Origin of the sequence: Arsenicicoccus dermatophilus, from assembly GCF_022568795.1 — a bacterium.
Taxonomy (GTDB): Bacteria; Actinomycetota; Actinomycetes; order Actinomycetales; family Dermatophilaceae; genus Arsenicicoccus; species Arsenicicoccus dermatophilus.
This window is the reverse complement of sequence record NZ_JAKZHU010000001.1, coordinates 766,796-790,911: the sequence shown is the minus strand read 5'-3', so window position 1 is coordinate 790,911 and position 24,116 is coordinate 766,796. Positions and strand designations below refer to the sequence as shown.

Here is a 24,116-nt window from a genome sequence, read left to right as displayed (position 1 = left end):
CGGCCGGTGCCCGACGGCGGGTCCAGGCCCGGAGGGGCGACGTCCTACACCTCGTCGCCCACCTACCGCCCGGACGTCGACCCCGCCGGCAGCTACTCCCCCGACACCTCCTCCGCTCCGTCGTCCTACCGCCGGTCCACGGGGACCTTCGAGTCCCCGTCCGACTACGACTCCCCCGCGTCCTACGAGCCGCCCGCCCGCCACACCTCCCCGAGGGGGAGCTACGACGCGCCCGCGGACTACGACGGCCCCACCTCCGGCGGCTCGCCCACCTCGTACGCCGGTCCGGCGGAGTACACCTCCCGGCACGCGAGCCAGGAGCTCCCGAGGTCGTACGAGACCCCTGCGTCCTACGAGCGACCGGCGTACGAGTCCTCGCGGACCTACGAGTCGCCGGCGTCGTACGACCCCCGCCCGAGCCCTACCTCACCCACGGCCTTCACCTCGCCGACGGACTACACCTCACCCACGGCCTTCACCTCGCCGACGGACTACACCTCCCCCACGGCCTTCAGCCCACCCGCCGGTTATCCCTCCGCCCGGCGGGAGAGCTACGACGCGCCCACGTCCTACGAGTCGCCTTCCTACGGTGGCTCGTCCTCGTACGACGCACCTTCCTACGGCTCGTCCATCGACGACCGGTCGTTCTCCCCCGCGCCCGACGCCGGACCGCCCGCCGAGGACCGCTACCCCGGCGCCCACACCGAGCTGTTCACCCCCGTCCTCGACCGCTCTCGGTATGACGAGGACGACCCCTACGACGAGGACGACGACCTCTACGACGAGGACGACGAGGACTACCTGCCGGAGCAGGGCGCCGACCCGGCTGCCGGGAGCACCTCGTGGACCCGGGGGGCGCACGGCAGCACGGTCCACCACGACCGCAGCTCCTCGTGGACCCCGGACCGGAGCTACCCCGACCGCGGGGCCGCTGCGGTGGACGAGGAACCCCGCACCGAGATCTTCCGCCCTGTCTACGACGATCTCCACGACGACGAGGACGACGACTACCCGCTCGACGCGCCCCGCACCGAGATCTTCCGACCGGTCTACGACGACGACTACCGCCCCGGGAGCCGCGACGACGGACCCCGCACCGAGCACTTCCGCCCGGTCTACGACGACCCCGACGACCTCCACGACGACGAGGACGACGACTACCCGCTCGACGCGCCCCGCACCGAGATCTTCCGGCCGGTCTACGACGACGACTACCGCCCCGGGAGCCGCGACGACGGACCCCGCACCGAGGTCTTCCGCCCGGTCTACGACGACCCCGAGGACCAGGACTACCGGCTCGACGAGCCCGACGACGGACCCCGCACCGAGCACTTCCGCCCCGTCTTCGACGACGAGGACGACGAGCTCGACGACCGGGTGCCGTCGAGGCCCGGTCGCCCGGCGAGGCGGGGCGCACCGCCCACCCGGCAGTCCACCCAGACCCGCACCCGCGCCGAGATGCGCCGCACGTCGGAGACGACCGGCCCGACGAGCCGGGTGGGTCGCAGCCGCGAGGACCAGGAGCCCACGGGTCCCCTGACGCGCGCCGAGACCCGCCGCACCACCGGGTCGCACACGCGGGTGGCTCCCCGCGACCAGGGCGGCTACGTCCCCCGCGAGAAGCCTCCCGTCGGTCAGCTCCTGCTCATGGCCGCGGCCGGCTTCATCACGATGATGACCGAGGCCCTGCCCGTGGCGGTGACCCCGTCCATGAGGGCCGGGCTCGGTTGGACGGACGGGATCATCGGCCAGCTGGTGACGGCCTATGCCGTGGGGTGCGGCCTGGCCGCCATACCCATGACCGCGCTGACCCGGTCCGTGAACCGCAAGACCCTCCTGCTGACGACCCTGCTCGCCTTCGTGGTCACCAACAGCGTGCCCCTCGTGTCATCAGACCTGATGATCCTCACCGTCGCCCGGTTCGCCGCGGGTGCCTGCGCCGGCCTGCTGTGGGCGATGCTGGCGGGTTACGCCACCCGCCTGGTGGTCCCGGGGATCGCAGGCCGTGCCATGGCGATCGCCATGGCCGGCACGCCCATGGCGCTCGCGCTGGGGATCCCCTTCGGCAGCCTCCTCGGCAGCATGCTCGGGTGGCGGCTCTCCTTCGCCGCCGTGTCCGCGCTGGCCGCGCTCGTCCTGCTCCTCGCCATCGCCTCGCTGCCTCGCATCCCCGGAGAGCCGCGCGGTGGGGAGCGGCCCGGACTGGGCAGCGTGCTCACCCTGCCCGGGCTCGGCCGCGTGCTCGCCGTGACCGCGTTCTACTCGACCGCGCACAACGTGGTCTACACCTTCCTGCCCGCTCTGACCCAGGGGCGCAAGGACCTGCGGCTCGACGTCCTGCTCCTGGCCTTCGGGCTGGTGGCCGTCATCGGCCTGGCGCTGGTCGGCAAGCACGTGGACCGGCACCTGCAGCTGCTGGCCACCCTGGTCTGCGCGGGGCTGGTGGCGTGCCTCGCCGCGTGCTTCCTGGTGCCCGCCGGACCGCTCTTCGCCGTGCTCGGGGTCGTGGCGGTGTGGGGCATGGCCTTCGGGGGCGCCCCCACGATCTTCCAGACCGCCTCGGCTCGCATCTGCGGACAGTCCCAGGAGATCGGTCAGGCCCTGGTGGTCACCACCTGGAACCTCTGCGTCGCGGTGGCCGGCGCCCTCGGCGGAGTGCTCGTGGACGCCGGCCAGACCCAGACGCTGCCCTGGGTGGGCACGGCGCTCGCGCTCGTGGCCACCCTCAGCTCGTTCAGGCTTGCTGCTGCTCGCGCCAGATCACACGCCGTTCCCCGCCACGGACGGGCACACTGAGCCGGTTCCCGGCGGGCGGCAGCGGGCAGGAGTAGAAGTCCGAGAACCCGCACGGCGGCACGAAGGCCTGGTTGAAGTCGAGCTCCAGCTCGCCGTCCTGCGGGATGTCGAGCTTGAGGAAGCGACCGGGCGCGTAGGACTCGGGACCCGTGGTGGCATCGGCGAAGACGATGACGAGCACCCGGCCGTCGAGGAAGCCCGCGAGCTCGTGCTCCTCGCCACCCAGGGTGAACCGCACGCTGCCGGGCACCTGCTTGAGCGCGCCGCTGTCGCTGCCACGGCTGAACTCCCACGGCACCGCGTGCACCTCGGCATCGCGGACGAAGCGGGCCGGGACCACCAGCTCGGGGTCGTAGTCGTAGCAGTCGATGCGCTCGAACTCGGCGCGACGAGGGGCGGAGGGGTCGTAGACGCGGACCTCGAAGGCGGAGCCGTCCAGCGAGAAGGCATCGGCGGCGAGGCCCTGCCAGGTCAGGATCGGGGTGCCGTCGGGACGCAGCCGGGCCCAGGCCCGGTCGCCGTCCACGAGCTCCCCGTCGAGGCGGACCTCGTCGGCGGCGTCGGCGGTGACCATGATCCCGTCGGCGTCACCGACGCGCCATACCGTCGCCGGGATCTGCTCGAGCCGCTCCGGCTCCTCGGTGACCTGCAGGAAGCCCACGAGGGCGAGGTTGCCGTGCGGTCCGGTGACGGCGGCGTGACGGGCCTCGCGCCAGCGCTGGTGCTCGGCGGCGGGGGTGCTGTTCTCGGTGGTCATGATGCTCCTCGGTGGTAGTGGTGGATGGCGGTTCAGGGATGGTTGGCGCAGGGAGGACGGGTCCGGCCGGGGCGCGACGTGAGCCGCGCCCCGGCCGGACCGAGGGTGGTGCTGGGGATCAGCCCGCGGCTCAGGCCGGCGGGTAGTGGGTGCTCAGCATGGTGTTGACCCACTCGCGGATCTTGGCCTCGTCGGCGGGGCCGTTCAGCGGGGTGAGCTGGACCTTGCCGTTGTAGAACACGAACATCTGCGGGACCGTGGTCACGCGGACGCCCTTGCGGGCCAGGAGGTAGGCACCGGGACCGGCCATGTCGACGTTGGCCAGGGTCCACTTGCCGCCATCTCCGTTGGCGATCTTCTTGGCGGCCTCACCGCTGCGCTTGGAGCTCTTGAGGTAGCTGTCCAGGTGGGCGCGGATGGCGACCGGGTGGCGCTTGGACATGGAGACGATCGAGTTCCAGTCCTCCTCGGACTTGAGGTCCATGACCAGCGGGTCGACCGCGGGGGCCTTGCCCTCGGCCACGGAGTCGATCCAGGCCTTGACGGCCTCGGCGTCACCCTCGTAGCCGGCGCGACGCGAGATCTCCTTGCCGTCACGCATGGCGACGAGCGTCGGGAACCACGGGTTGTCGAACTTCTTCCACAGCTCCGGGAACTGGGTGCCGTCGAGGCGGGTGTACTGCCACTTCCCCGCGTCCTTGCGGTACTTCTCGTCCAGCAGCGGCGCGATGGCCAGGCACGGCTCGCACTTGTCCTTGGAGAAGTCGATGATCACGGTCCGCTTGGCGGACTCCTTGATCACGGCCTCGTCGAAGTTCTTGTCGGTCAGCTGCACGGCGCCCGGGGGCAGCTCGGGCAGGGTGCCGTCACCGGGGGCGGGCGTGGTCGGGGCGGGGCCGGTGGTGGTGGGAGCCGGGGCCGTCGTGGTCGGGGCAGGCTCGGTGGTGGGCACCGGGACCGGGGCGGTGCTGGTGGGCACCGGGCCCGGCTCGGTGCCGGTCGGCGCGGGCGTGGTCGGCGTCTGGGTGGGCCGCGGCTTCGTGGGCAGCGGGGTGGGCGTCTCGGTCGGACGCGGCGTCTCGGTCGGACGCGGCGTCTGGGTGGGACGCGGCGCGGTGTTGGTCGGCGCCGGGGTGTTGGTCGGCGCCGGGGTGTTGGTCGGCGCCGGGGTGTTGGTCGGGCCGTACTCCTTGAGCATGGCGTCCAGCCACTCGCGGGTGCCGGACTCGCCGGCCCAGCCCTCCATGCGACCGGTGCCCTTCATCTCACCGTTCTTGCCCCACGGGACCATGGTGGGGTAGCCGTCGGCGCCGAACTCCTTCTCGGCGCCACCCGCCTTGTCGACGTCGATGATCGCCAGGACCCACTTGCCCGCGTCGTCGGCGTTGAACTTGCGGATCACCGGGTCGAGCTTCTTGCAGTAGCCGCACCAGGCCGGGGCGGTGACGAGGATGACGACGGGGCGGTCCTTGGACATGGCCTTGACCTCGGCCAGGTTGGACTTGTTGACGTCGATGACGGTGCCACCGGCGGCGACCGCGGCGGCACGGACGGAGGCGGTCGCGGGCGAGGCGACCGCGGCAGAGGCCAGGCTGGGAGCCATCGACGAGGCGACCCCGGTGGCGAGCACGCCCGCGAGGAGCGAGCGACTGGTCTTGCGGGAGAGGTGCATCAGTGGGAGTTCCTTCTCTTCTTGGGGGATGGACCGAGCGGTGCGCCGGATCCGTCGTGCGGCAGAGCAGGTCAGATGGGGACTGCTGGGGTGATCGCCCAGGTCAGTGCGTCTCGTGGATCCCCACGCCGCGGGCCAGACCGAGACGACCGAGGGCGACGTGGACCACGAAGGCGACCAGGACGGAGGTCAGTGCCGGCACGAGCCAGCCGTCGAGGAGCTGCGGGTTGGCCGACGCCCAGCGCCCGGCCAGCCAGCCGACCACCCAGGCGACCAGACCGGCGGGCACCCACCGGGGTGCCGTGGCGGGCAATGCGCCCGATGCCCGGGACGCGTCGAGCTCGCCGCGCCAGGAGCGGCACACGAAGTAGTCGGCGATGAGGATCGCCGCGATGGGCGGGCACAGAACCCCCAGCTCGAGCAGGAAGGGGGTGATGTGCTCCGCCATGCCGATGGCGCTGAGGACCGACCCCAGGACGCCGAGGCCAGCGGCCACGATCCCCCGGTTGATGTGACGACCGGTCAGCACGTGCACCGCGTTGACGATGCCGAGCGAGGAGGGGTAGAGGTTCCAGTCGTTGACCTTGATGATCGACAGCGCCAGCACGAGGACGCCCATCACGCCGGACGTGGACTGGATGATCCCGACGATCACGCCGGCGTCCGCCGGGACGGAGACCTTGAGCGCGTGAGCCAGCAGGACCCCGACCACGCCGACGAAGTACTCCCCGAAGGTCACGCCGACGATGGTCTGCTTGATGACGTCCATCGGGGTGCGGTTGAAGCGCGACATGTCCGGGGTGAAGATCGCACCCACGATGAAGCCACCCGCCACCATGGTGGTGGCCGCTCCCATCGAGATCGGCGTGCCCGAGGGCCCGGAGGACAGCAGCTCGCCCAGCGTGTGGTTGGACAGCTCGGAGTAGATCGCCCACAGGCACAGGCCCAGGAAGGCCGGCACGGCCACCCAGGCCACCCAGTTCATGGCGTTGAAGCCGAAGACCACGATCCCGGTGACAATGAGGCCGCCGAGGATGCACAGCGCCCACAGCGGGATCGCGGGAGCGATCCGGTGCAGGCCCTCGGCGAAGACGGCGTTCTGGATGGCGAACCAGCCGACGAGGCTGAGCGCCATGACCACGCCCACGATGGCGGACCCACCGGTCCCGAAGCCGGACCAGCGGGCCAGCGGCGAGGTGGAGAGGCCCTCGCGCTGGCCGGCGATCCCGACGAGGATGGTGAGGGCCTCCAGGACCACCGAGCCGATGGTGATGGCCAGCATGGCGTCCCAGAAGGACAGGCCGATGCCGATGGAGGCGGCGAGCATGAACTGGGCCAGCGCGGAGAGCATCCCGAAGCGCTGCATGGCCACGGAGAACCAGCCGTAGCGGGCCTCGGGCGGAACCCTTTGGAGGGAGTAGTCGTCCGCGGCCGTGGCCGCCGACTCGTCGTGGCCGGTCGAGGGGGATGGGGACAAGGTGGCGGTCATGATCGGGTCCTGGAGGGGGAAGCGACGGAAGGGAAGGGTCCTGGGGGCGCGGCGAGCGGCACGGATCTCAGGGGCAGAGCAGCTTGCGGGCGACGGGCACGACGGCCTGGGCACCGGCCTGGGCGTTGCCGCCGAGGACCTGCATGTCCTGGGCCACGGCGGCGGGGACCTGGGCGTCCGGCATGCCGGCGAGGTGAGCCGCGCACGCCGCCTTGAGCCAGCCGCGGACCTGGTCGTCGGCAGCCTTGCTCAGCGCGGGGGCCTGGCGGGCCTCTGCCACGGCCTTGTCCAGGACCCCGACCGTGACGGCCTCGTGCGAGGTGGCGGCGGCGGAGGCCGCCGACGTGGCCGCCGGAGCACCGGTGCTGCTCGAGGTGAAGGTCGTCTGACCCCCACCCGAGCAGGCGCTCAGAGCGATCGCGCACAGCAGCGCCGGGGCGGCGAGCGACCGGGCCGCCGGGGTTCGAGCGGACAGGGGGCGGCGATGCATGGGCGACCTCGCTGGAGATGAGTGATCTGGAGCCGGTGCACGGATAGTGACCCGTCTGACCGTAGTTCCTAGCCCGATAGGGCTACCAGACCTGAGTCGTGAACATCTGAGGACAAGAACCTGATTCCACCCGTATGCGACACGTCGAATACTAAAAGTAGCCTTCTATGACGAAATCGGCGCTCATGAGGACACATCCCCTCACATCCGGTCACCCGAGCAGACCGATCTCTTCGCTAGCTTTCCAAGGTGGCACTCAGCCTCGTCAGAAGTTGCACGGCGTGATCAGACCAGCGCTTTCCGTGGGCAGTCAGGCGGACCGTCCGCTCGGTCTCTCCCGTGAGCTCCAGCTCCAGACGGTCGGGGCTCAGCAGCTCCGCGATCCCGTGGCCCCACTCGACCACCGTCACCGCATCCTCGACGGACGCGTCCAGGTCGAGATCGTCCAGGTCGAGGGCTCCGGCGAGACGGTAGGCGTCGACGTGGACCAGCGCGGGCCCCCCCACCAAGGAGGGGTGGACCCGGGCGATGACGAAGGTCGGGCTCGTGACGGGTCCCCGGACGCCCAGGCCCTCGGCGAGCCCCTGCGTGAGGGTGGTCTTGCCCGCCCCCAGGTCACCGGTCAGCAGCACCAGGTCCCCGGCGCGCAGCTCCTCCCCCAGCGCGCGGCCGAGCCGTCGGGTGTCCTCGGCGGTGGGCAGCGAGAGCGTGGTCATGACGGATCCTCCTCGGTCACCCGGGTGCTCCCGGACGCCCGGCGTCCACGGACCACCCGCTGGGCCTGCCGGGCCAGCTCGGCCCGGGTCTGCTCGGTGGCGAGCTCCACCTGCTCACGGGCGCGCCGCCGCTGCTCGCGCCGCTCGGCCTGGTGGCGCCGGGACCGGCTCGTGCGGCGGTGGGCGAGGTCCGTGACCTGCACCCTGGTGCGCTCCCCGAGCGGCTCGTGCCGGGCGGCACGTTCGAGCATCGCCAGGATCTGGTCGCTCACCACCTCGGGGTGCTCGAGCATCAGCAGGTGCCCCGCGTCGCTGACGACGACGTGCTCGGCGCCCGGCAGGCGGCGCACGATCCGCTCGCTGTGGGACGGCGGGAGCATGAGGTCGCAGTCGCCGTTGACGACCAGGGCCTCGATGCCGGCGAACGACGCCAACGCCTCCCGCTCGTCGTGCTCGGACAGCGTCCGCAGGAATCCCTGCATGACCTCCACCGGCGTCGACATGATCATGTCCGAGGCGTAGTGCAGCAGGCTCGGCGGCACCGGCGAGGCGAAGGAGTAGCGATAGGTGAAGAAGTGCTCCAGCTGGCGGGCCACCCGCCGGGCCTGCTCCACGACCGCCTGCCGGCCTGTCAGCGGCGCCAGGGCGTAGGGGCCCAGGCGCTGCGCGGCCCGGCCCAGCAGGTCGCCGAGCGCGACCCGGTCCTCCCCCTGCCCGCCGCTGCTCGTCGCCACGAAGGCCACGGCGACGCAGCGCTCCCGGACCAGCTCGGGAAACTGACGCCCGAAGCCCATCTGCGTCATACCGCCCATGGAGTGCCCGACCAGCGCGAAGGTGCGGCCCGCGCAGGTCTCGTCGACCACGGCCCGCAGGTCGCGGCCGAGCACGTCGATGCGGTAGGAGTCGCGGCTGCCCGCGCCCGAGCGGCCGTGGCCACGCTGGTCCCAGCAGACGACCTCGTAGCCCGCGTCCTTCAGGCGACGACGCACGAAGATCCAGGCCTTGGTCGAGAGGGTGTAGCCGTGGGACAGGACGACGACCGGGCGGGCGGGGTCCAGGTCCGTGGGCAGGTCGACCTCCACGTGCAGGACCGTGCCGTCCTCGGAGACGACCACCCGCTCCTCGTCGCACAGGTGGGCATAGGTCGCCTCGACGTTCTCGACCTCGTCGGCCAGAGACCGGGACCGGGAGGTGATGCCGGTGACCCCGGCCGCGGCGGTGCCGAGCCCGAGACCGAGGCCGGTGACCACGCGGGTGAGGTGGCTCAGGTCAGGGCCCACGACGACTCCCCTGCGACATACCGGCGGGGGATCCGGGGACCCACCCGCGTGATGAGCTCGTAGCCGATGGTCCCGGTGGCGTCTGCCCAGTCCTGGGCGGTGGGCGCGCCGTCCCGGCCGTCCCCGAGGATCACCACCTCGTCGCCCTCGCGGGCGGTCGAGTCGGGGCCGAGGTCGACGACCAGCTGGTCCATGCACACGCGTCCGGCGACCGTATGCCGACGACCGGCGACTTGCAGCGGTCCGACACCGCTGCCGGCCCTCGGGATGCCGTCGGCATACCCCAGTGGGACCACCCCGACGCGGGTGTCCCGCTCGGTGACGTAGGTGTGCCCGTAGGACAGGCCCTGCCCGGCAGGGACGGCCTTGACCTGCGACAGCGGCGCGGTCCAGGTCATCGCGGGGGCCAGCCCGTAGCGCTCGTGGTCGCCGAGGTGCGGGACCGGGGACAGGCCGTAGATCGCGAGGCCGGGCCGCACCAGGTCGTAGGCGAGCGCGGGGTTGGTCAGGGTGGCGGCGGAGTTGGCGAGGTGGCGGACCTCGAGACGGCAGCCCGCGCGCTCGGCCTCGGCGACGGCGGCGTCGAAGCGCTCGACCTGCGCCAGCACCTCGGGGTGCTCCGGGGAGTCGGCGTAGGCGAAGTGCTGCATGAGGCCGACGACCTGCACCGGGCCCTCGGCCTCCAGCTCGCGGGCGCGGGCCAGCAGCGCGGTGTAGTCCGGGCCGTGCAAGACGCCGTTGCGCCCGAGCCCGGTGTCGACCTTGAGGTGCAGCCGGGCGACGCGGTCCTCGGACCGGGCCGCGCCGGCGGCCGCTTCGAGACCCCAGGGGGTGGAGATCGCCAGGTCGACGTCCTCGCGCACCGCGCGAGCGAGGTCGGCGCCGGGGGTGTAGAGCCAGGCCAGGACCCGGGCCGTGATGCCCGCCCCGCGCAGCTCGAAGGCCTCGGCGAGCTGGGCGACGCCGAGCCAGGTGGCTCCGCCGCGCAGGGCCGCCAACGCCGCGGGGACCAGCCCGTGGCCGTACCCGCCCGCCTTGACCACGGCCATGACGCCCGCGGCCCCCGCGAGCTCGTCCAGCCGGCGCGTGTTGGCGCTGATGGCCGCCAGGTCGATGCGCAGCTCGCCGGCGTAGTCGCGGGGCGCGCTCATCGTCGCGCCTCCGGCCGGGCGAGCAGCCGCGCGACGGTCCGCGGCAGCTGCTGGGCGATGGCGAGGGCACGCACCGGGCCGCCGGGGTTGGCGTCGTGGGCCGCGACCCCGTGGACCAGGGCAGCCAGCGAGCCGGCGTCGAGCGGGTCCAGCCCGGCGGCGAGCAGGGCGCCCGCAAGCCCGGCGAGGACGTCCCCGGACCCGGCCGTCCCCGCCCAGGCGGGGGCGTCGGCCTGGGCGCGCACCGGCAGCCCCGAGCCCGGCGGCGGCACGACGTAGGTCGTCCCGCCCTTCAGCAGCACGGTGCAGCGCAGCAGCTGGGCGGCCCGCCGCGCCCAGCGCACCGGCTCGGCGCTGACCTGCTCGCGGGTCAGCTCGGTGACGTCGGGGTCGACGCGGCTGATCAGGCGGGCGAGCTCCCCCGCGTGCGGGGTGAGCAGGGTGCGGGCGCCGGCGTGCTCGCGGGGTCCGTCGAGCAGGTCGAGGGCGCCGGCGTCGACGACGCACGGCAGGTCGCCGTCCAGGGCGCGGCGGGCGGCGGCGACCTGGTCCAGGCCGAGCCGGTCCCAGGACTCGGGGGCGGGGTCGAGGCCGGGGCCGACCACCCAGGCCTGCACGCGCCCGGCGCCGTGGACCGCCTCGGGGACGAGCTGCCGCACGAGGGCGGTGGGTCCGGGCGGTCCGACGTACCGGACCATGCCGGCGCCGGCCTCGACCGCCGCGGTGACGCACAGGGCCGGAGCCCCGGTGTAGCTCTCGCCGCCGGCGACCACGCCGAGCACGCCGCGGGAGTACTTGTCGTCCTGAGGACCGGGCACCGGCCACAGCAGGGCCAGGTCGTCGTGCTCGAGGCGCTGGGCGGCGGGGGTCACCTCGTCCAGGTCGAGCCCGATGTCGACGACGGTGAGCAGGCCGCAGCGGTCGGCCGTACCGAGCACGTGGACCGGCTTGGGGCCGCCGAAGGTCACGGTCTCGTCGGCCCAGACCCCCTCGCCCGTGGGGACCTCGCCGCCGGGGTCGGCCCCGGAGGGGACGTCGACGGCGACGACGTGGGCGTCCTCGGCGATCGTGTCGACGAGGGCGGCGACCAGGTCGGGCAGCCCCGCCCGGCCGCCGATGCCGTAGACCCCGTCGAGCACCACGTCGGCCAGGCCGAGGATCTCCACGGCCGCGTCCCGGCCGGGCTCGGTGGTGGCGTCGTGGACCTCCACGCCCACCTCACGGGCCGCGGCCAGACCGGCCTCGTGGGCCTGCGGTCCGGTGAGCACGGCCACCAGGTCGAGCGGCTCGCCGACGAGGGCGGCCAGGTGGGCAAGGGCGTGCAGCGCGTCGCCGCCGTTGTTGCCGCCGCCGACCAGGGCGACGACGAGGGGCTGCGTGTGCGGGTCGGCGGGCAGCCGCGCCGCGACCACGGCAGCCAGCCCCTGGGCAGCCCGCTGCATCAGCTCGTCGTCGGGCAGCCCCCGGGCGGCACGCTCCTCCGCGGCTCGGACGTCGTCGACGGACCAGGCGTGGATCATGGTGCCTCCTGCGAGAGCGGGCGCGGCCGGGGCTCAGCCCTCGGCGATGACGAAGGCCGACGCCACCCCCGCGTCGTGCGAGAGCGACAGGTGCAGCCTAGCCACCCCGAGGGCGGTCATCCGGCTCTGCACGGTGCCGGTTACCGACCAGTACGGCCGTCCGTGCTCGCCGCGGCAGACCTCGGCGTCGTGCCAGGCCAGGTCCCCGGGAGCACCCAGCGCCTTGGCGAGCGCCTCCTTGGCCGCGAACCTCGCCGCCAGCGACTCCGGGCGCAGCCCCCGCTCCCCCGCGGTGAACAGCCGACCCTCGAGCCCGGGCGTGCGCTCGAGGGTCCGGCCGAACCGGGCGACGTCGACGACGTCGACACCGACACCGACGATGGTCACTCGACCGTGACCGACTTCGCGAGGTTGCGCGGCTGGTCCACGTCCAGGCCCTTGGCCGTCGCCAGCTCGCAGGCGAAGACCTGCAGCGGGATGATCGACAGCAGCGGCATCATCATCGTGGTCGTGCGGGGCACCTCGATCACCTCGTCGGCGAAGGGGCGGACCGCCTCGTCGCCCTCCTCGGTGATGACCAGCGTGCGAGCGCCGCGGGCCCGGATCTCCTGGATGTTGGAGACGACCTTGGCGTGCAGGTCGTACGGGCTGTCCTGCGCCGGCATGACGATGAAGACCGGCTGGCCGGGCTCGATCAGCGCGATCGGGCCGTGCTTGAGCTCGCCGGCGGCGAAGCCCTCCGCGTGGATGTAGGCGATCTCCTTGAGCTTGAGGGCACCCTCGAGCGCGATCGGGTAGCCCACGTGGCGTCCGAGGAAGAGCACCGACCGGGTGTCGGCCATGAAGCGGGCGATCTCGCGGACCCGGTCCATCGAGGCGAGGACCGTCTCGACGTGGCCCGGGATGCCGGCGAGCTCGCGCATGACGGTCTGGGCGTCCTCGGCATACACCCCGCCGCGCAGCTGGGCGAGATAGAGCCCGAGCAGGTAGCACGCGGCGATCTGGGCGGTGAAGGCCTTGGTGGACGCGACGGCGATCTCCGGGCCGGCGTGGGTGTAGAGCGCCGCGTCGGACTCGCGCGGGATGGTGGCGCCGTAGGTGTTGCAGATGGAGATGGTCAGCGCGCCGAGGTCCTTGGCGTGCTTGACCGCCATGAGCGTGTCCATGGTCTCGCCCGACTGGGACATGGAGACGACCAGCGTGTGCTCGTCCACCACCGGGTCGCGGTAGCGGAACTCGTGGGCCAGCTCGACCTCGGTCTGGATCCGGGTCCAGTGCTCGATGGCGTACTTCGCGGACAGGCCGGAGTAGAACGCCGTCCCGCAGGCCACGATGATGATCTTGTCGATGGCGCCGAGCCGCTCGGGGTCGATGTTCATCTCGTCCAGGACGAGTCGGCCGTCCTCGTCGGTGCGCCCCAGCAGGGTGTCCCCGATCGCCTTGGGCTGCTCCAGGATCTCCTTCTCCATGAAGGACGAGTGGCCGCCCTTCTCCGCCGCGGCGGCGTCCCAGGTGACCTCGAAGGTCTTGCCCTGCGCGGGCGTGCCGTCGAAGCCCAGCACCGTGACCTCGTCGGGGGTGATGACGACGAGCTGGTCCTGGTCGACCTCCATGGCCCGCTTGGTGTAGCCGATGAACGCGGCGACGTCGGAGCCGAGGAAGTTCTCGCCCTCGCCGAGGCCGATGACCAGGGGCGAGTTGCGGCGGGCGGCGACGACCGTGCCGGGCTCGTCGGCGTGCACCGCGAGGAGGGTGAAGGCGCCGTCGAGCTGGTTGACGACGCTGAGCATGGCCTGCTTGAGGTCGCCCTGGTAGGCCCGGGCGAGCAGCTGGGCGGCGACCTCGGTGTCGGTCTCGGAGCTGAACTCCACCCCCTCCGCGAGCAGCTGGGTCTTCAGGGCGTGGAAGTTCTCGATGATGCCGTTGTGGACGAGGGCGACCTTGCGGTCGGCGCCGCCGCGGTGGGGGTGGGCGTTCTGGTCGGTCGGGCCGCCGTGGGTGGCCCAGCGGGTGTGACCGATGGCCGTCGCACCCTGGTCCAGCGGGTTGTCCTGCAGCTCGGCGACCAGGTTGGCCAGCTTGCCGGCCTTCTTGGCCGACTGGACCCCGTCGGGGGTCACGACCGCGATGCCGGCCGAGTCGTAGCCGCGGTACTCCAACCGGGCGAGTCCCTCGAGGACGACCTGCTCCGCCTTGCCGTCCACCCGGGGACCGACGTATCCAACGATTCCGCACATGGCGCACACGATAACGGCCCGGCGGTCCCACGTGTCCCAGGGTGGCCCGGGCTCGCCGTCGGGCCACCCCTGCGTGATCGCGGCGGGCCCCATGGTCGCCATGCGTCACAATGAGCCGGTGTCGTCCACCGAAGGCCACGTGTCCACGCCCTACGTCGAGCTGGACCGTGCCGCCTGGGCGCGCCTGCGCGACCGCCACCCGTTGTCCCTGACGGACAAGGACGTCCAGCGGATCACGGGTGCGGGCGTCAGCCTGGACCTGCGCGAGGTCGAGGAGGTCTATCTCCCCCTGTCGCGACTCCTGTCGTTCTACGTCGATGCGACCAGCGGCCTGCACAAGGTCACCAGCGACTTCCTCATGGAGCGCACCCCGCCGGCGACGCCCTTCGTCATCGGGGTCGCCGGGTCGGTCGCCGTGGGCAAGTCGACGACCGCCCGGCTGCTGCGCGACCTGCTCCGGCGGTGGCCGTCCACCCCCAAGGTCGAGCTCGTCACCACCGACGGCTTCCTCTACCCCAACGCGGTGCTCGAGGAGCGAGGGCTGATGCACCGCAAGGGCTTCCCCGAGTCCTACGACCGCCGCGCGCTGCTGCGCTTCGTCGCCGAGGTCAAGGCGGGGGCCGCCCGGGTGGAGGCGCCGGTCTACTCGCACCTGGTCTACGACATCGTCCCGGGCCAGACCATCGCGGTGGAGCGACCGGACGTGCTGATCATCGAGGGGCTCAACGTCCTGCAGGCCCCGCAGCCGCGCCGCGACGGCCGGGTGGGGCTGGCCGTGTCCGACTTCTTCGACTTCTCGGTCTACGTCGACGCCCGGGTCGACCACATCAAGCGGTGGTACGTCGAGCGCTTCCTGGCGCTGCGGGAGACGGCCTTCGCCGACCCGCAGTCCTACTTCCGCCGGTATGCCGAGCTGTCCGACGAGGAGGCGCGCACGACCGCCCTGCGGATCTGGGACGAGATCAACGGCCCCAACCTCGCCGACAACGTGCTGACCACCCGCGGTCGCGCCAGCCTGGTGCTGACCAAGGGCGAGGACCACTCGGTGCGGCGGGTGCTGCTCCGCAAGCTCTGAGGGTCAGCGGGGGCGGCGCACCGACAGCTGCACCAGGACCGGACCCGAGCGACCCCGTGAGGGGCCGTCCGACCCGCACCCGGAGGCGCCGTCGGCGGTGCCGGAAGCACAGCTGCCGCACCCGCCGTCGGGGCACCCGGTCGCCAGCTCCCGGGCGTCCACCCGCCCCATCCGCACCAGGTGGTCGACGGCGGCGTCCACGGAGGACCGGGGCAGGCCGGTGCTGCGGGCGACCTGGTCGAGGGACCCGGCCCCGGACTGCAGCGCGGCGAGCACCTGCCGCAGCGGACCGGCCGTCGCGGGCGCGGTCACAGGACCAGCCTCGCGACCTGGAAGACGAGGACCGACAGCACCCAGGCCGCGGCGAGCTGCATGACCACGCCGAAGACCGTCCACCGCAGGCCGATCTCGCGGTGCTGGGCGGCGAGCGTGGCCACGCAGGGGGTGTAGGCCAGCAGGAAGACCATGAAGGCCAGCGCCGCCGCCTGCCCGTGCCCGCCCGAGGAGCGCTCGACGTCGGCCCGCACCACGTCCCCGAGTTGCCCCGGGGCACGTTCGCTCTCCGGCTCGGACACGGCATAGGTCTGCGCCCACGAGGAGATCACGGCCTCCTTGGCCACGAAGCCCACGACCAGGGCCGAGGAGGTCCGCCATTCGCCGTAGCCCGCGGGCGTGAAGACCGGGGCGACGGCCTTGGCGCCCGCGGCATACACCGAGTCGGCCGTCTCGACGTGACCGAAGGTGCCCTTGCCGGGCATGGGCGTGGACTGCAGGAGCCAGATCGCCACCACGGTCGCGACGATGATGCCCGAGGCCGTGCGCAGGAAGCCCTTGAGCCGCAGCCAGGTCTGGTCCGCCATGAGGCGGGGGTGGGGCAGCTGGTAGGGCGGCAGGTCCAGGATCAGCGGCTCCTGCCCCACCTGCCGCCACAAGGTGGTGCGCAGCGCGAGGCCGAAGGCCACGACGAGCAGGATCGAGACGAGGTACATCGCGAAGACGACGGTGCCCGCCTGCCGGGGGAAGAAGGTGGTCGCCAGCAGCACGTAGACCGTCAGCCGGGCGGAGCACGAGGTGAGCGGCACGAGCAGCGCCGTCATCAGCCGGTGCCGGGCGTTGGGCAGGGTGCGGGTCGCGGCGATCGCGGGGACGTTGCAGCCGAAGCCGACCACCAGCGGCAGGAAGGCCCGCCCGGGCAGCCCGATGGTCCGCATCAGCCGGTCCGTGACCACGGCCGCGCGAGCCATGTAGCCCGTGTCCTCCAGGAGCGAGAGCAGCAGGAACATCAGGGCCATCAGCGGGACGAAGGTCAGCAGCATCCCCACACCGGCGACCAGACCGTCGACGACGAGGCCCTCGACCGGTCCGCCGCCCAGCCCCAGGCGGGCGCACCCGGAGCGCGCGGCCTCGCTGACGGGGCCCTTGAAGAACGCGTCGAGCCCGCCCTGCAGCGGCTTCGCGACGGTCGTGGTGACCTGGAAGACACCCCACATCGCGGCCAGGAAGACCAGCGGTCCCCACAGCGGTGAGGTCACGACGGCGTCGAGCCGGTCGGTCCATCCGGTGCGGGTGCGCTCGTCGGCGTGGACCGCGCGGGCGAGCGCCGCCTCCACCCAGGCGAAGCGCTCGTCGGCGCGGGCCAGCTCGGCGTCGACGGGGTCGACGGTGACGACCAGGTCGGCGCCGTCCGGGTGGTCCGGCGGGAGGCCGCAGGACGGCCCGGGGGCCGCCGCCCGCGGGGCCGGCACGGGGCGCGCCAGCGTGGCGGCGACGGCCCCGGCCAGGTCCCCGGTCCCGGTGCGACGCCTGGGGTCGACGGTGACGACGGGCAGGTCGAGCGCCTGGCCGAGGGTGGTGGGGTCGACCGCGATCCCGCGGCGGGCGGCGACGTCGGACATGGTCAGGGCCACCACGACGCGCAGGGCGTGCTCGCGGACCTGGGCGACGAGGTAGAGGCTGCGGGCCAGGTGGGCGGCATCCACGACGACGACGACCAGGTCCGGTCGCTCGGCCTGGGGCTTGTCGACGAGCAGCGCCCGGGTGAGCTCCTCGTCGGGCGAGGCCGGGTCGAGGGAGTAGGCGCCGGGCAGGTCGACCAGGTCGACCTCAGCCAGCTCCGGCACGGGGGTGCGCCAGGCGCCGCGGCCGACCTCGACGGAGGTGCCGGGCCAGTTGCCGACCTGGCGGCGGGCCCCGGTGAGGGCGTTGAAGAGGGTGGACTTGCCGACGTTGGGCGAGCCGGCGAGCGCGACCACCGGCGAGCCTGCGGCGGCGGCCGGGCCGCCCGCGTCGCTGTGGCAGGAGGGGACGGTGCTGCCGGTGATGGCGTGGCTGGACGTGGCGCCGGGGGCTGCCGCGCCGAGCGGCGACCCGGTGACGCCCGCGACGACGACGGCCTCGGCCCGCTCGGACGTGGTCGCCTCGGAGGGGGCGGTCATGCGTGCTCCCCCGCGACGACGACCTGGATGCCCTGCGCGGTCCGGCGGTCGAGGGCGATGCGGGCCCCGGCGACCGCCACGACCCGCCCACCGCCGGCCGTGCGGTGCACGACCTCCACGGTGGCTCCGGTCCGCAGCCCCAGCTCCGCGAGCCGCCGACGCGGGGCGAGCGGCAGGTCGACCGGTCCCAGCCGCACGGGGCGGTGCTCCGGGACCGACTGCAGCGTCGTGGCAGGACTCATGTCACGAGTCTAGCCCCGAGTTAGGTAGACCTCACCGAGGCCTGCCTCACACGGTCCGCCCGTCCGCAGCCGGTCCCGGCCGCCCTCAGATCTCCAAGCCCTCCAGCAGGTCCGTGACCAGCGCCGCGATCGGGCTGCGCTCGGACCGGGTCAGCGTGACGTGGGCGAAGAGCGGGTGCCCCTTGAGCGTCTCGATGACCGCGGCCACGCCGTCGTGGCGACCGACCCGCAGGTTGTCCCGCTGGGCGACGTCGTGGGTGAGGACCACCCGCGAGTTCTGCCCGATGCGCGACAGCACGGTGAGCAGGACGTTGCGCTCCAGCGACTGGGCCTCGTCGACGATGACGAAGGCGTCGTGCAGGGACCGCCCGCGGATGTGGGTGAGCGGAAGCACCTCGATCAGCCCACGGTCGATGATCTCCTCGACCACCTCGGCGGACACGACCGCACCGAGGGTGTCGAAGACCGCCTGCGCCCAGGGCCCCATCTTGTCGTTCTCGGTGCCGGGCAGGTAGCCGAGCTCCTGCCCGCCGACGGCATACAGCGGACGGAAGACGATCACCTTGCGGTGCTGGCGCCGCTCCATCACCGCCTCCAGGCCCGCGCACAACGCCAGGGCGGACTTGCCGGTGCCGGCGCTGCCGCCGAGCGAGACGATCCCGATGTCGGGGTCCAGGAGCAGGTCCAGCGCGATCCGCTGCTCGGCCGAGCGACCGTGCAGCCCGAAGGCGTCGCGGTCGCCGCGCACGTGCCGCACCGCGCCGTCCGCGCCGACCCGGCCCAGTCCGCTGCCGCGCGGAGAGGACAGCAGCAGCCCGGTGTGGACCGGGAGCTCCTTGGCCTCGGGCACCTCGACCCGGCCGCTCTCGTAGAGCCCGTCAAGCTGCTCGGCGGTGAGGGCGAGCTCGGCGGTGCCGGTCCAACCGGAGTCGACCTTCCACTCGTGGCGGTACTCCTCGGCGTCCAGGCCGACCGCCGCCGCCTTGACCCGCATCGGCAGGTCCTTGCTCACCACGGTGACCTCACGGCCCTCGTCGGCGAGGCTCTTGGCGACCGACAGGATGCGGGTGTCGTTGTCACCCAGGCGGAAGCCATCCGGCAGGACACGCGGGTCGGAGTGGTTGAGCTCCACCCGCAGGGTGCCGCCGGCGTCACCGACGGGGACCTCGTCGTCCAGCCGGCCCTCCTTGACGCGCAGGTCGTCCAGGAGCCGCAACGCCTGGCGGGCGAAGTAGCCGAGCTCGGGATGGTGACGCTTGGCCTCGAGCTCGGTCACCACCACGACCGGGAGCACCACCTCGTGCTCCGCGAACCGCGTCATCGCCTTGGGATCGGACAGCAGCACGGACGTGTCGACGACATAGGTCCGGCGCTGCTGAGAGCTGCTCTGATCCACGATGCCTCCTTCTCCCGGCGCCCGTGCGCCGGATGGCCCTCACGCTAGGGCTGGGCAGGCGGGTGCGCCCGGTCAGGGCACCGGGATGTCCTGGCATTCAGCAGATGTTCACCGACCACGTCCCGAGGACACCCGGCGCTCCCCCGCGCCCGGGCGCGTCCGGCAGCCGTATGCCGAGCCCCGAACGTCCTCGTGGGCCAGGCTCCGTGGCGTCACGACCCGAAGCGCCGCTCCCGGTCCGCGTAGGACCGCAGCGCGCGCAGGAAGTCGACGCGGCGGAAGTCCGGCCAGTAGGCCTCGCAGAAGTAGAACTCGCTGTGGATCGACTGCCACAGCAGGAAGCCGCCGATCCGCTGCTCCCCGCTCGTGCGGATCACCAGGTCGGGGTCGGGCTGCCCCTTGGTGTAGAGGTGGTCGGCGATCTGGTCCACGTCCAGGGACTCGACGATCTCGTCCAGGGAGCGGCCCCGGGCCGCCTCGGCGCGCAGCAGGTCCTTGACCGCGTCCGCGATCTCGCGCCGCCCGCCATACCCGACCGCGATGTTGCACACGAGCCCCTCGAGGCCGGCCGTGGCCGCCTCCGCCGCCCGCAGCCGGACCGCCGTCTCCGGGGGCAGCAGGTCCAGGGCCCCCACCAGCCGGATCCGCCAGCGCTGCTGCTCGGCCAGCGACGCCACCGCCGACTCGATGATCCCCAGCAGCGGGGCCAGCTCGGCCTCCGGGCGGGTGAGGTTGTCGGTGGACAGCAGCCACAGGGTGACGAACTCGATGCCCACCTCGTCGCACCAGGTGAGCAGGTGCTCGATGCGGTCGGCGCCGGCCTGGTGCCCCTCGGCCGTGCCCGCGCCCTTGGCCCGGGCCCACCGGCGGTTGCCGTCGAGCATCACCCCGACGTGCCGCGGCAGCCGGTCGGCGGGCAGCTGCCCGAGCAGCCGGCGCTCGTAGGCGGAGTAGAGCGGATTGGCGCTGGTGCGCACGACTAGGCCTTCTGACCGGAGGTGCCGGTCGCGCCGGCCGGACCGTCCCCGGGCCGGTCCCCCACCGACGGCGCGGCCTCCTGCTCCCGCTGCTGCTCCAGCGCCTCGGCGTAGCGCACGGTCCGCAGGTGCTTGGTCATGCTGCGCCCGAGGAACCACACCGCCAGGGCCAGCGCGAAGACCACCACGAAGGCCGCGAAGCCCGGCCCGATCTGGTTGTAGATGTCGTTGGTGCTGCCACCGGGGTTCATCGTCGCTCCTGCTCGTCGTCGTCGGCGTCGTCCGGGCGGGCGCCGGCGGCGTGTGCGTCGTCGACGGGTCGCCCGTCGTAGGCCAGCACGAGGTCGGGGCGGCGGGCCATCGCGTCGGCCTCCGCGAGCGTACCGAGCCCCGCGAACAGGTCGTCCTCGCCCTCCACGATCGGGACGTACGACACGCCGCACTCGTAGTCGTCGTAGGGCCAGACCCGGGCCTGCACCTCCAGCGGCACGGCGAAGAAGAAGCCGTCCGGGTCGATCTGGGTGGCGTGGGCGAGCAGGGCGGCGTCGCGCACCGGGAACCACTCGTCGCAGCGCACCCGTGTGGTCACGGTGCGGACCGGCCGGTCGTCGTAGCGGTGGAGCCAGTCGGCGTAGGGGCTCTCCAGCCCCTCGGCCAGCATGGCCTCGTGCAGCGCCAGGACCCGCGTCTTGGAGAAGGTCTGGTTGTAGTAGACCTTGAGCGGCTGCCACGGCTCGCCCGCGTGCGGGTAGCGGTCGGGGTCGCCCGCCGCCTCCCACGCGGCCATGGTGACGGTGTGCGTCATCACGTGGTCCGGGTGGGGATAGCCGCCGTTCTCGTCGTACGTCGTCAGGACGTGCGGCCGGAACTCGCGGATCACCCGCACCAGGGCCTCGGTCGTGCACTCCAGCGGCTCCAGGGCGAAGCAGCCGTGCGGCAGCGGCGGCAAGGGGTCCCCCTCGGGCAGACCGGAGTCCACGAAGCCCAGCCACACCTGCTGGACGTCCAGGATCTCCCGGGCCCGGGCCATCTCCTGGCGCCGCACCTCGGCCAGGTCCCGCAGGACGTGCGCGTCGTTCTTGAGGTGGGGGTTGAGCACGTCGCCGCGCTCGCCGCCCGTGCAGGTCACCACCATCACCTCGTGGCCCTCGGCGCGGTAGCGCGCCATGGCTGCGGCACCCTTGCTCGACTCGTCGTCGGGGTGCGCGTGCACGCACATCAGGCGCAGCGGGCCGCGGGCGGTGTCGGTCACGAGGGGTCCTTCCGGGCGACTACGGTGGGGGCGAGCACCATTGTGCCCCCCGCAGACGCCCCAGCAGACGGCAAGGAGTCCGACGTGTCCGACCTCGGCACCACGGGAGACCGCCCGCCGGTCGCCGACGAGAGCGCGTACGACGAGGAGCTCACCCAGCCCACCGTGCCCCGGCTCGGCACCCGCCGCTGGTGGCTGGTGGCCGCGCTGCTGCTCGTGCCGCTCACCGCCCTGCTCGTGTGGATCGGGGTCGAGAACGCCTCCGGCGCGATCACCCCGCGCGTGCTGGGCTACCAGGTCGTGGACGACCGCACCGTCACCGTGACCTTCGACGTCGACCGCCCTGCCGAGTGGACCGTCACCTGCGAGGTCCAGGCCCTCGACGGGTCCTTCGGGCGGGTCGGGACGCTGCAGGCGACCCTCCCCCCGGACGGCCACGCCGTCACCCGCAAGCAGGTGACCGTCCGCACCACCTCCCGCGCCGTCACCGGCACCATCAAGAGGTGCACCCGCGCCTGACCCCTCCTCGGAGCCAGGGGTGGACGCTGCGTCACAACGGCTCGGGGTCCGACCTTCGCGCGGGTCCAGTTGGTACCATCGGGGCTTCATGTGCCGGGTCGCCGCAGAGCGCGCCCCGGCTCCTTCGTTGAACGAGAGCTTTCGGGGCCGCCGCCGCGGCCCCGAAGACCAGGAGACCACCGTGACCGAGACCACCGCTCCGCAGAGCTTCCTGACCCAGGAGGCCTACGACCGCCTCAAGGGCGAGCTCGAGCAGCTGTCCGGCCCCGGGCGCACCGAGATCGCCAAGCGCATCGAGGCCGCCCGCGACGAGGGCGACCTCAAGGAGAACGGCGGCTACCACGCGGCCAAGGAGGAGCAGGGCAAGATGGAGGCCCGCATCCGCCAGCTGACCCAGCTCCTGCAGACCGCGAAGGTGGGGGAGGCGCCCAAGGACGACGGCATCGTCGAGCCGGGCATGGTCGTGACCGTCGACCTCTTCGGCGACGACCTGACCTTCCTGCTGGGGTCGCGCGAGATGGCCGGCGACGAGGACCTCGAGGTCTACTCCGAGAAGTCGCCGCTCGGCGCCGCGATCAACGGCAAGAAGCGCGGCGACAAGGCGTCCTACGAGGCGCCCAACGGCAAGATCATCGAGGTCACCATCAAGGAGGCCAAGCCCTACCCGGCGTGACCTGACCGCACCGACGACGGGCCCGTCTGCAGCGCGCAGGCGGGCCCGTCGTCGTCCGCCGAGAGGCTGCGGCGCGTCGCTCAGGGGTGCCACAGGAGGCGGTCGGCCACCCGGCCCGCCGCCTCGCGATCCACCTCGGCGAGCAGCCCGACGGCGCACAGCAGGTAGTCCCGGTCCACGGCCACCCGTGCCCGGTCCGGCACCCGCCAGCCGCCCGCCCAGTCCGAGGTCACCGCGCCCAGCACGTCGGCGGCCACGCTGCGGCCGCCCGCCCGCACGCCCCCGCTCAGCAGGTCGCCGTGTCGCAGCACCCCGCCGGACCCGAGCACCAGCCTGACGTCGCCGGTGGGGCGGTCGGGGCGCGCGTGGCGGCGGACGGCGATCACGGCGGCGAGCCGGGCCAGCGTGGCGTCGTGCTCGTGCTCGCCCGGGTCCTGGGGCAGGTGCCCGGTGGCTTCGCCCACCCGCTCGGCATACGCCTCGAGCTCGGGGGTGACCGGCAGTCCCTCGGCGCCGGCCGCCTCGACCACGGTGGGGGCGTTCCACCGCATGCCGAGGTCGCCCTCCACGGTCCGCATCGCCCACATCGTCGCCACCACGTGCCGACGCAGCGTGGCGTCCTCGCCCTGCGGCTCGATCACGGAGTAGACGTCGGTCGTCGCGCCGCCCACGTCCACCACCAGCACATCCCCGCTGTGCCGGGCGGCCAGGACCTCGACCCCGGCGAGCACCGCGTCGGGGGTGGCCGCCCGCACCAGGTGGGCGAAGGTCCGGCCCCGGGACAGGCCCTTGCCCCCGATGACGTGCTCCAGGAACACCTCGCGGATCGCGCGGCGGGCGCCCGCAGGCTCGATCACGCCGATGCGGGGCAGGACGTTGTCCGTGACGACGTACCGCCTGCCGGTGGAGGCGAGCACCTCGGCCACCTGGTCGCGCACCTCGACGTTGCCCGCGACCACGATCGGGGTCTTCACGCGCATCCGGGCCAGGCGGGTGGCGTTGTGCAGCAGCACGTCGGCGTTGCCGCCGTCGGTCCCGCCGACCAGCAGCACCACGTCGGGGCGGGCGGCCCGCAGCTCGCGCACGTCCAGCCCCGACAGCTCGCCCGCCGCGACGTGGACCACCTTGGCGCCGGCGCTCAGACCCACCCGGTGCCCGGCCTCCGCGGTCACCCGCCGCTCGTACCCCACGACCGCCAGCCGCAACCCGCCGCCCGCGCTGGAGCTGACGAGCACCTCGTCCACGACGCGCGGGTCGCCGTCGGTGGTGATCGGCTGGGCGGCGATCAGCTGCCGCAGCGTGCGATAGCCGTCGAGCACGTCGGTCTGCACGGTGGTGGGGGTCTCGGCCCGCGCGACGAGGGCGCCCGTCGTGGTGTCGACGAGCACCCCCTTGGTGAACGTCGAGCCCACGTCCACGCAGAGGATCTGTGACATGGC

General features: G+C 73.1%; 22 protein-coding genes. 4 read left to right on the top strand and 18 right to left on the bottom strand.

Annotated elements, in window-relative coordinates:
• The first annotated feature begins 6 nt into the window (after window positions 1-6).
• Window positions 7-2,796 carry an MFS transporter gene (locus MM438_RS16635; protein WP_241451187.1) on the top strand — a complete coding sequence of 930 codons (2,790 nt, stop codon included), beginning with the start codon at window positions 7-9 and terminating at the stop codon, window positions 2,794-2,796.
• On the opposite strand, the gene MM438_RS03785 is transcribed toward MM438_RS16635, so the two are convergent.
• The 10 genes from MM438_RS03785 to glmS all read right to left on the bottom strand — a co-directional run bounded on the left by MM438_RS03785 (window position 2,735) and on the right by glmS (window position 14,108).
• The gene (locus MM438_RS03785; RefSeq protein ID WP_241451186.1) at window positions 2,735-3,553 is read right to left on the bottom strand and encodes a DUF1684 domain-containing protein; all 819 of its coding nucleotides are present in this window, start codon (window positions 3,551-3,553) and stop codon (window positions 2,735-2,737) included. The two genes, MM438_RS16635 and MM438_RS03785, sit on opposite strands and share 62 nt — an antisense overlap.
• A gap of 130 nt (window positions 3,554-3,683) precedes the next feature.
• Entirely contained in the window at window positions 3,684-5,225 is a 1,542-nt protein-coding gene (locus MM438_RS03780; RefSeq protein WP_241451185.1) for a thioredoxin family protein, read from the bottom strand.
• Between the two features lie 103 nt (window positions 5,226-5,328).
• Window positions 5,329-6,714 carry a purine-cytosine permease family protein gene (locus tag MM438_RS03775; RefSeq protein ID WP_241451184.1) on the bottom strand — a complete coding sequence of 462 codons (1,386 nt, stop codon included), beginning with the start codon at window positions 6,712-6,714 and terminating at the stop codon, window positions 5,329-5,331.
• A 67-nt stretch (window positions 6,715-6,781) separates the two neighbouring features.
• The gene (locus MM438_RS03770) at window positions 6,782-7,204 is read right to left on the bottom strand and encodes a hypothetical protein (protein WP_241451183.1); all 423 of its coding nucleotides are present in this window, start codon (window positions 7,202-7,204) and stop codon (window positions 6,782-6,784) included.
• Window positions 7,205-7,440: 236 nt separating this feature from the next.
• Window positions 7,441-7,920: a tRNA (adenosine(37)-N6)-threonylcarbamoyltransferase complex ATPase subunit type 1 TsaE gene (gene tsaE, locus MM438_RS03765; protein ID WP_241451182.1), complete on the bottom strand. Its 480-nt coding sequence runs from the start codon at window positions 7,918-7,920 to the stop codon at window positions 7,441-7,443.
• Window positions 7,917-9,200: an alpha/beta fold hydrolase gene (locus tag MM438_RS03760; RefSeq protein WP_241451181.1), complete on the bottom strand. Its 1,284-nt coding sequence runs from the start codon at window positions 9,198-9,200 to the stop codon at window positions 7,917-7,919. The genes tsaE and MM438_RS03760 overlap by 4 nt, the downstream gene beginning before the upstream one ends.
• Entirely contained in the window at window positions 9,185-10,351 is a 1,167-nt protein-coding gene (gene alr / locus MM438_RS03755) for an alanine racemase (RefSeq protein ID WP_241451180.1), read from the bottom strand. Before alr ends, MM438_RS03760 begins: the two co-directional genes overlap by 16 nt.
• Window positions 10,348-11,871 (bottom strand): bifunctional ADP-dependent NAD(P)H-hydrate dehydratase/NAD(P)H-hydrate epimerase, encoded by a 1,524-nt coding sequence (locus MM438_RS03750; RefSeq protein ID WP_241451178.1) that lies wholly within the window; start codon window positions 11,869-11,871, stop codon window positions 10,348-10,350. Before MM438_RS03750 ends, alr begins: the two co-directional genes overlap by 4 nt.
• A 33-nt stretch (window positions 11,872-11,904) precedes the next feature.
• A complete protein-coding gene (locus MM438_RS03745) occupies window positions 11,905-12,258 on the bottom strand; it encodes a holo-ACP synthase (RefSeq protein WP_241451177.1) in 354 nt (117 codons plus the stop codon).
• Complete coding sequence (gene glmS, locus MM438_RS03740) at window positions 12,255-14,108, bottom strand: glutamine--fructose-6-phosphate transaminase (isomerizing) (protein WP_241451176.1); 1,854 nt, start codon at window positions 14,106-14,108, stop codon at window positions 12,255-12,257. The genes MM438_RS03745 and glmS overlap by 4 nt, the downstream gene beginning before the upstream one ends.
• Window positions 14,109-14,208: 100 nt before the next feature.
• Between glmS and coaA the strand changes: the two genes are divergently transcribed.
• Window positions 14,209-15,183, top strand: a complete 975-nt coding sequence (gene coaA / locus MM438_RS03735; RefSeq protein WP_241451175.1) for a type I pantothenate kinase — start codon at window positions 14,209-14,211, stop codon at window positions 15,181-15,183.
• A gap of 3 nt (window positions 15,184-15,186) precedes the next feature.
• Here the strand turns inward: coaA and MM438_RS03730 are convergent, their stop codons facing one another.
• From MM438_RS03730 to mca, 7 genes are all read right to left on the bottom strand, one after another.
• Entirely contained in the window at window positions 15,187-15,495 is a 309-nt protein-coding gene (locus MM438_RS03730; protein ID WP_241451174.1) for a FeoC-like transcriptional regulator, read from the bottom strand.
• Window positions 15,492-17,618 carry a ferrous iron transport protein B gene (gene feoB, locus MM438_RS03725; protein ID WP_241451173.1) on the bottom strand — a complete coding sequence of 709 codons (2,127 nt, stop codon included), beginning with the start codon at window positions 17,616-17,618 and terminating at the stop codon, window positions 15,492-15,494. Before feoB ends, MM438_RS03730 begins: the two co-directional genes overlap by 4 nt.
• Window positions 17,615-17,860 carry a FeoA family protein gene (locus tag MM438_RS03720; RefSeq protein WP_241451172.1) on the bottom strand — a complete coding sequence of 82 codons (246 nt, stop codon included), beginning with the start codon at window positions 17,858-17,860 and terminating at the stop codon, window positions 17,615-17,617. The genes feoB and MM438_RS03720 overlap by 4 nt, the downstream gene beginning before the upstream one ends.
• Before the next feature lie 85 nt (window positions 17,861-17,945).
• Window positions 17,946-19,181, bottom strand: a complete 1,236-nt coding sequence (locus MM438_RS03715) for a PhoH family protein (protein WP_241453270.1) — start codon at window positions 19,179-19,181, stop codon at window positions 17,946-17,948.
• A gap of 287 nt (window positions 19,182-19,468) precedes the next feature.
• Window positions 19,469-20,233 (bottom strand): isoprenyl transferase, encoded by a 765-nt coding sequence (locus MM438_RS03710; protein ID WP_241451171.1) that lies wholly within the window; start codon window positions 20,231-20,233, stop codon window positions 19,469-19,471.
• Between the two features lie 2 nt (window positions 20,234-20,235).
• On the bottom strand, window positions 20,236-20,484 hold the full coding sequence (locus tag MM438_RS03705) for a hypothetical protein (RefSeq protein WP_241451169.1): 249 nt from the start codon (window positions 20,482-20,484) through the stop codon (window positions 20,236-20,238).
• Window positions 20,481-21,452: a mycothiol conjugate amidase Mca gene (gene mca / locus MM438_RS03700; RefSeq protein ID WP_241453268.1), complete on the bottom strand. Its 972-nt coding sequence runs from the start codon at window positions 21,450-21,452 to the stop codon at window positions 20,481-20,483. The genes MM438_RS03705 and mca overlap by 4 nt, the downstream gene beginning before the upstream one ends.
• Window positions 21,453-21,569: 117 nt before the next feature.
• Between mca and MM438_RS03695 the strand changes: the two genes are divergently transcribed.
• Together MM438_RS03695 and greA are read left to right on the top strand one after the other, a co-directional pair.
• Window positions 21,570-22,004, top strand: a complete 435-nt coding sequence (locus MM438_RS03695) for a DUF4307 domain-containing protein (RefSeq protein ID WP_241451168.1) — start codon at window positions 21,570-21,572, stop codon at window positions 22,002-22,004.
• Between the two features lie 181 nt (window positions 22,005-22,185).
• Window positions 22,186-22,677 carry a transcription elongation factor GreA gene (gene greA / locus MM438_RS03690; protein WP_241451167.1) on the top strand — a complete coding sequence of 164 codons (492 nt, stop codon included), beginning with the start codon at window positions 22,186-22,188 and terminating at the stop codon, window positions 22,675-22,677.
• Window positions 22,678-22,757: 80 nt separating this feature from the next.
• On the opposite strand, the gene MM438_RS03685 is transcribed toward greA, so the two are convergent.
• Window positions 22,758-24,113: a glutamate mutase L gene (locus MM438_RS03685; protein ID WP_241451166.1), complete on the bottom strand. Its 1,356-nt coding sequence runs from the start codon at window positions 24,111-24,113 to the stop codon at window positions 22,758-22,760.
• Window positions 24,114-24,116: the final 3 nt, after the last annotated feature.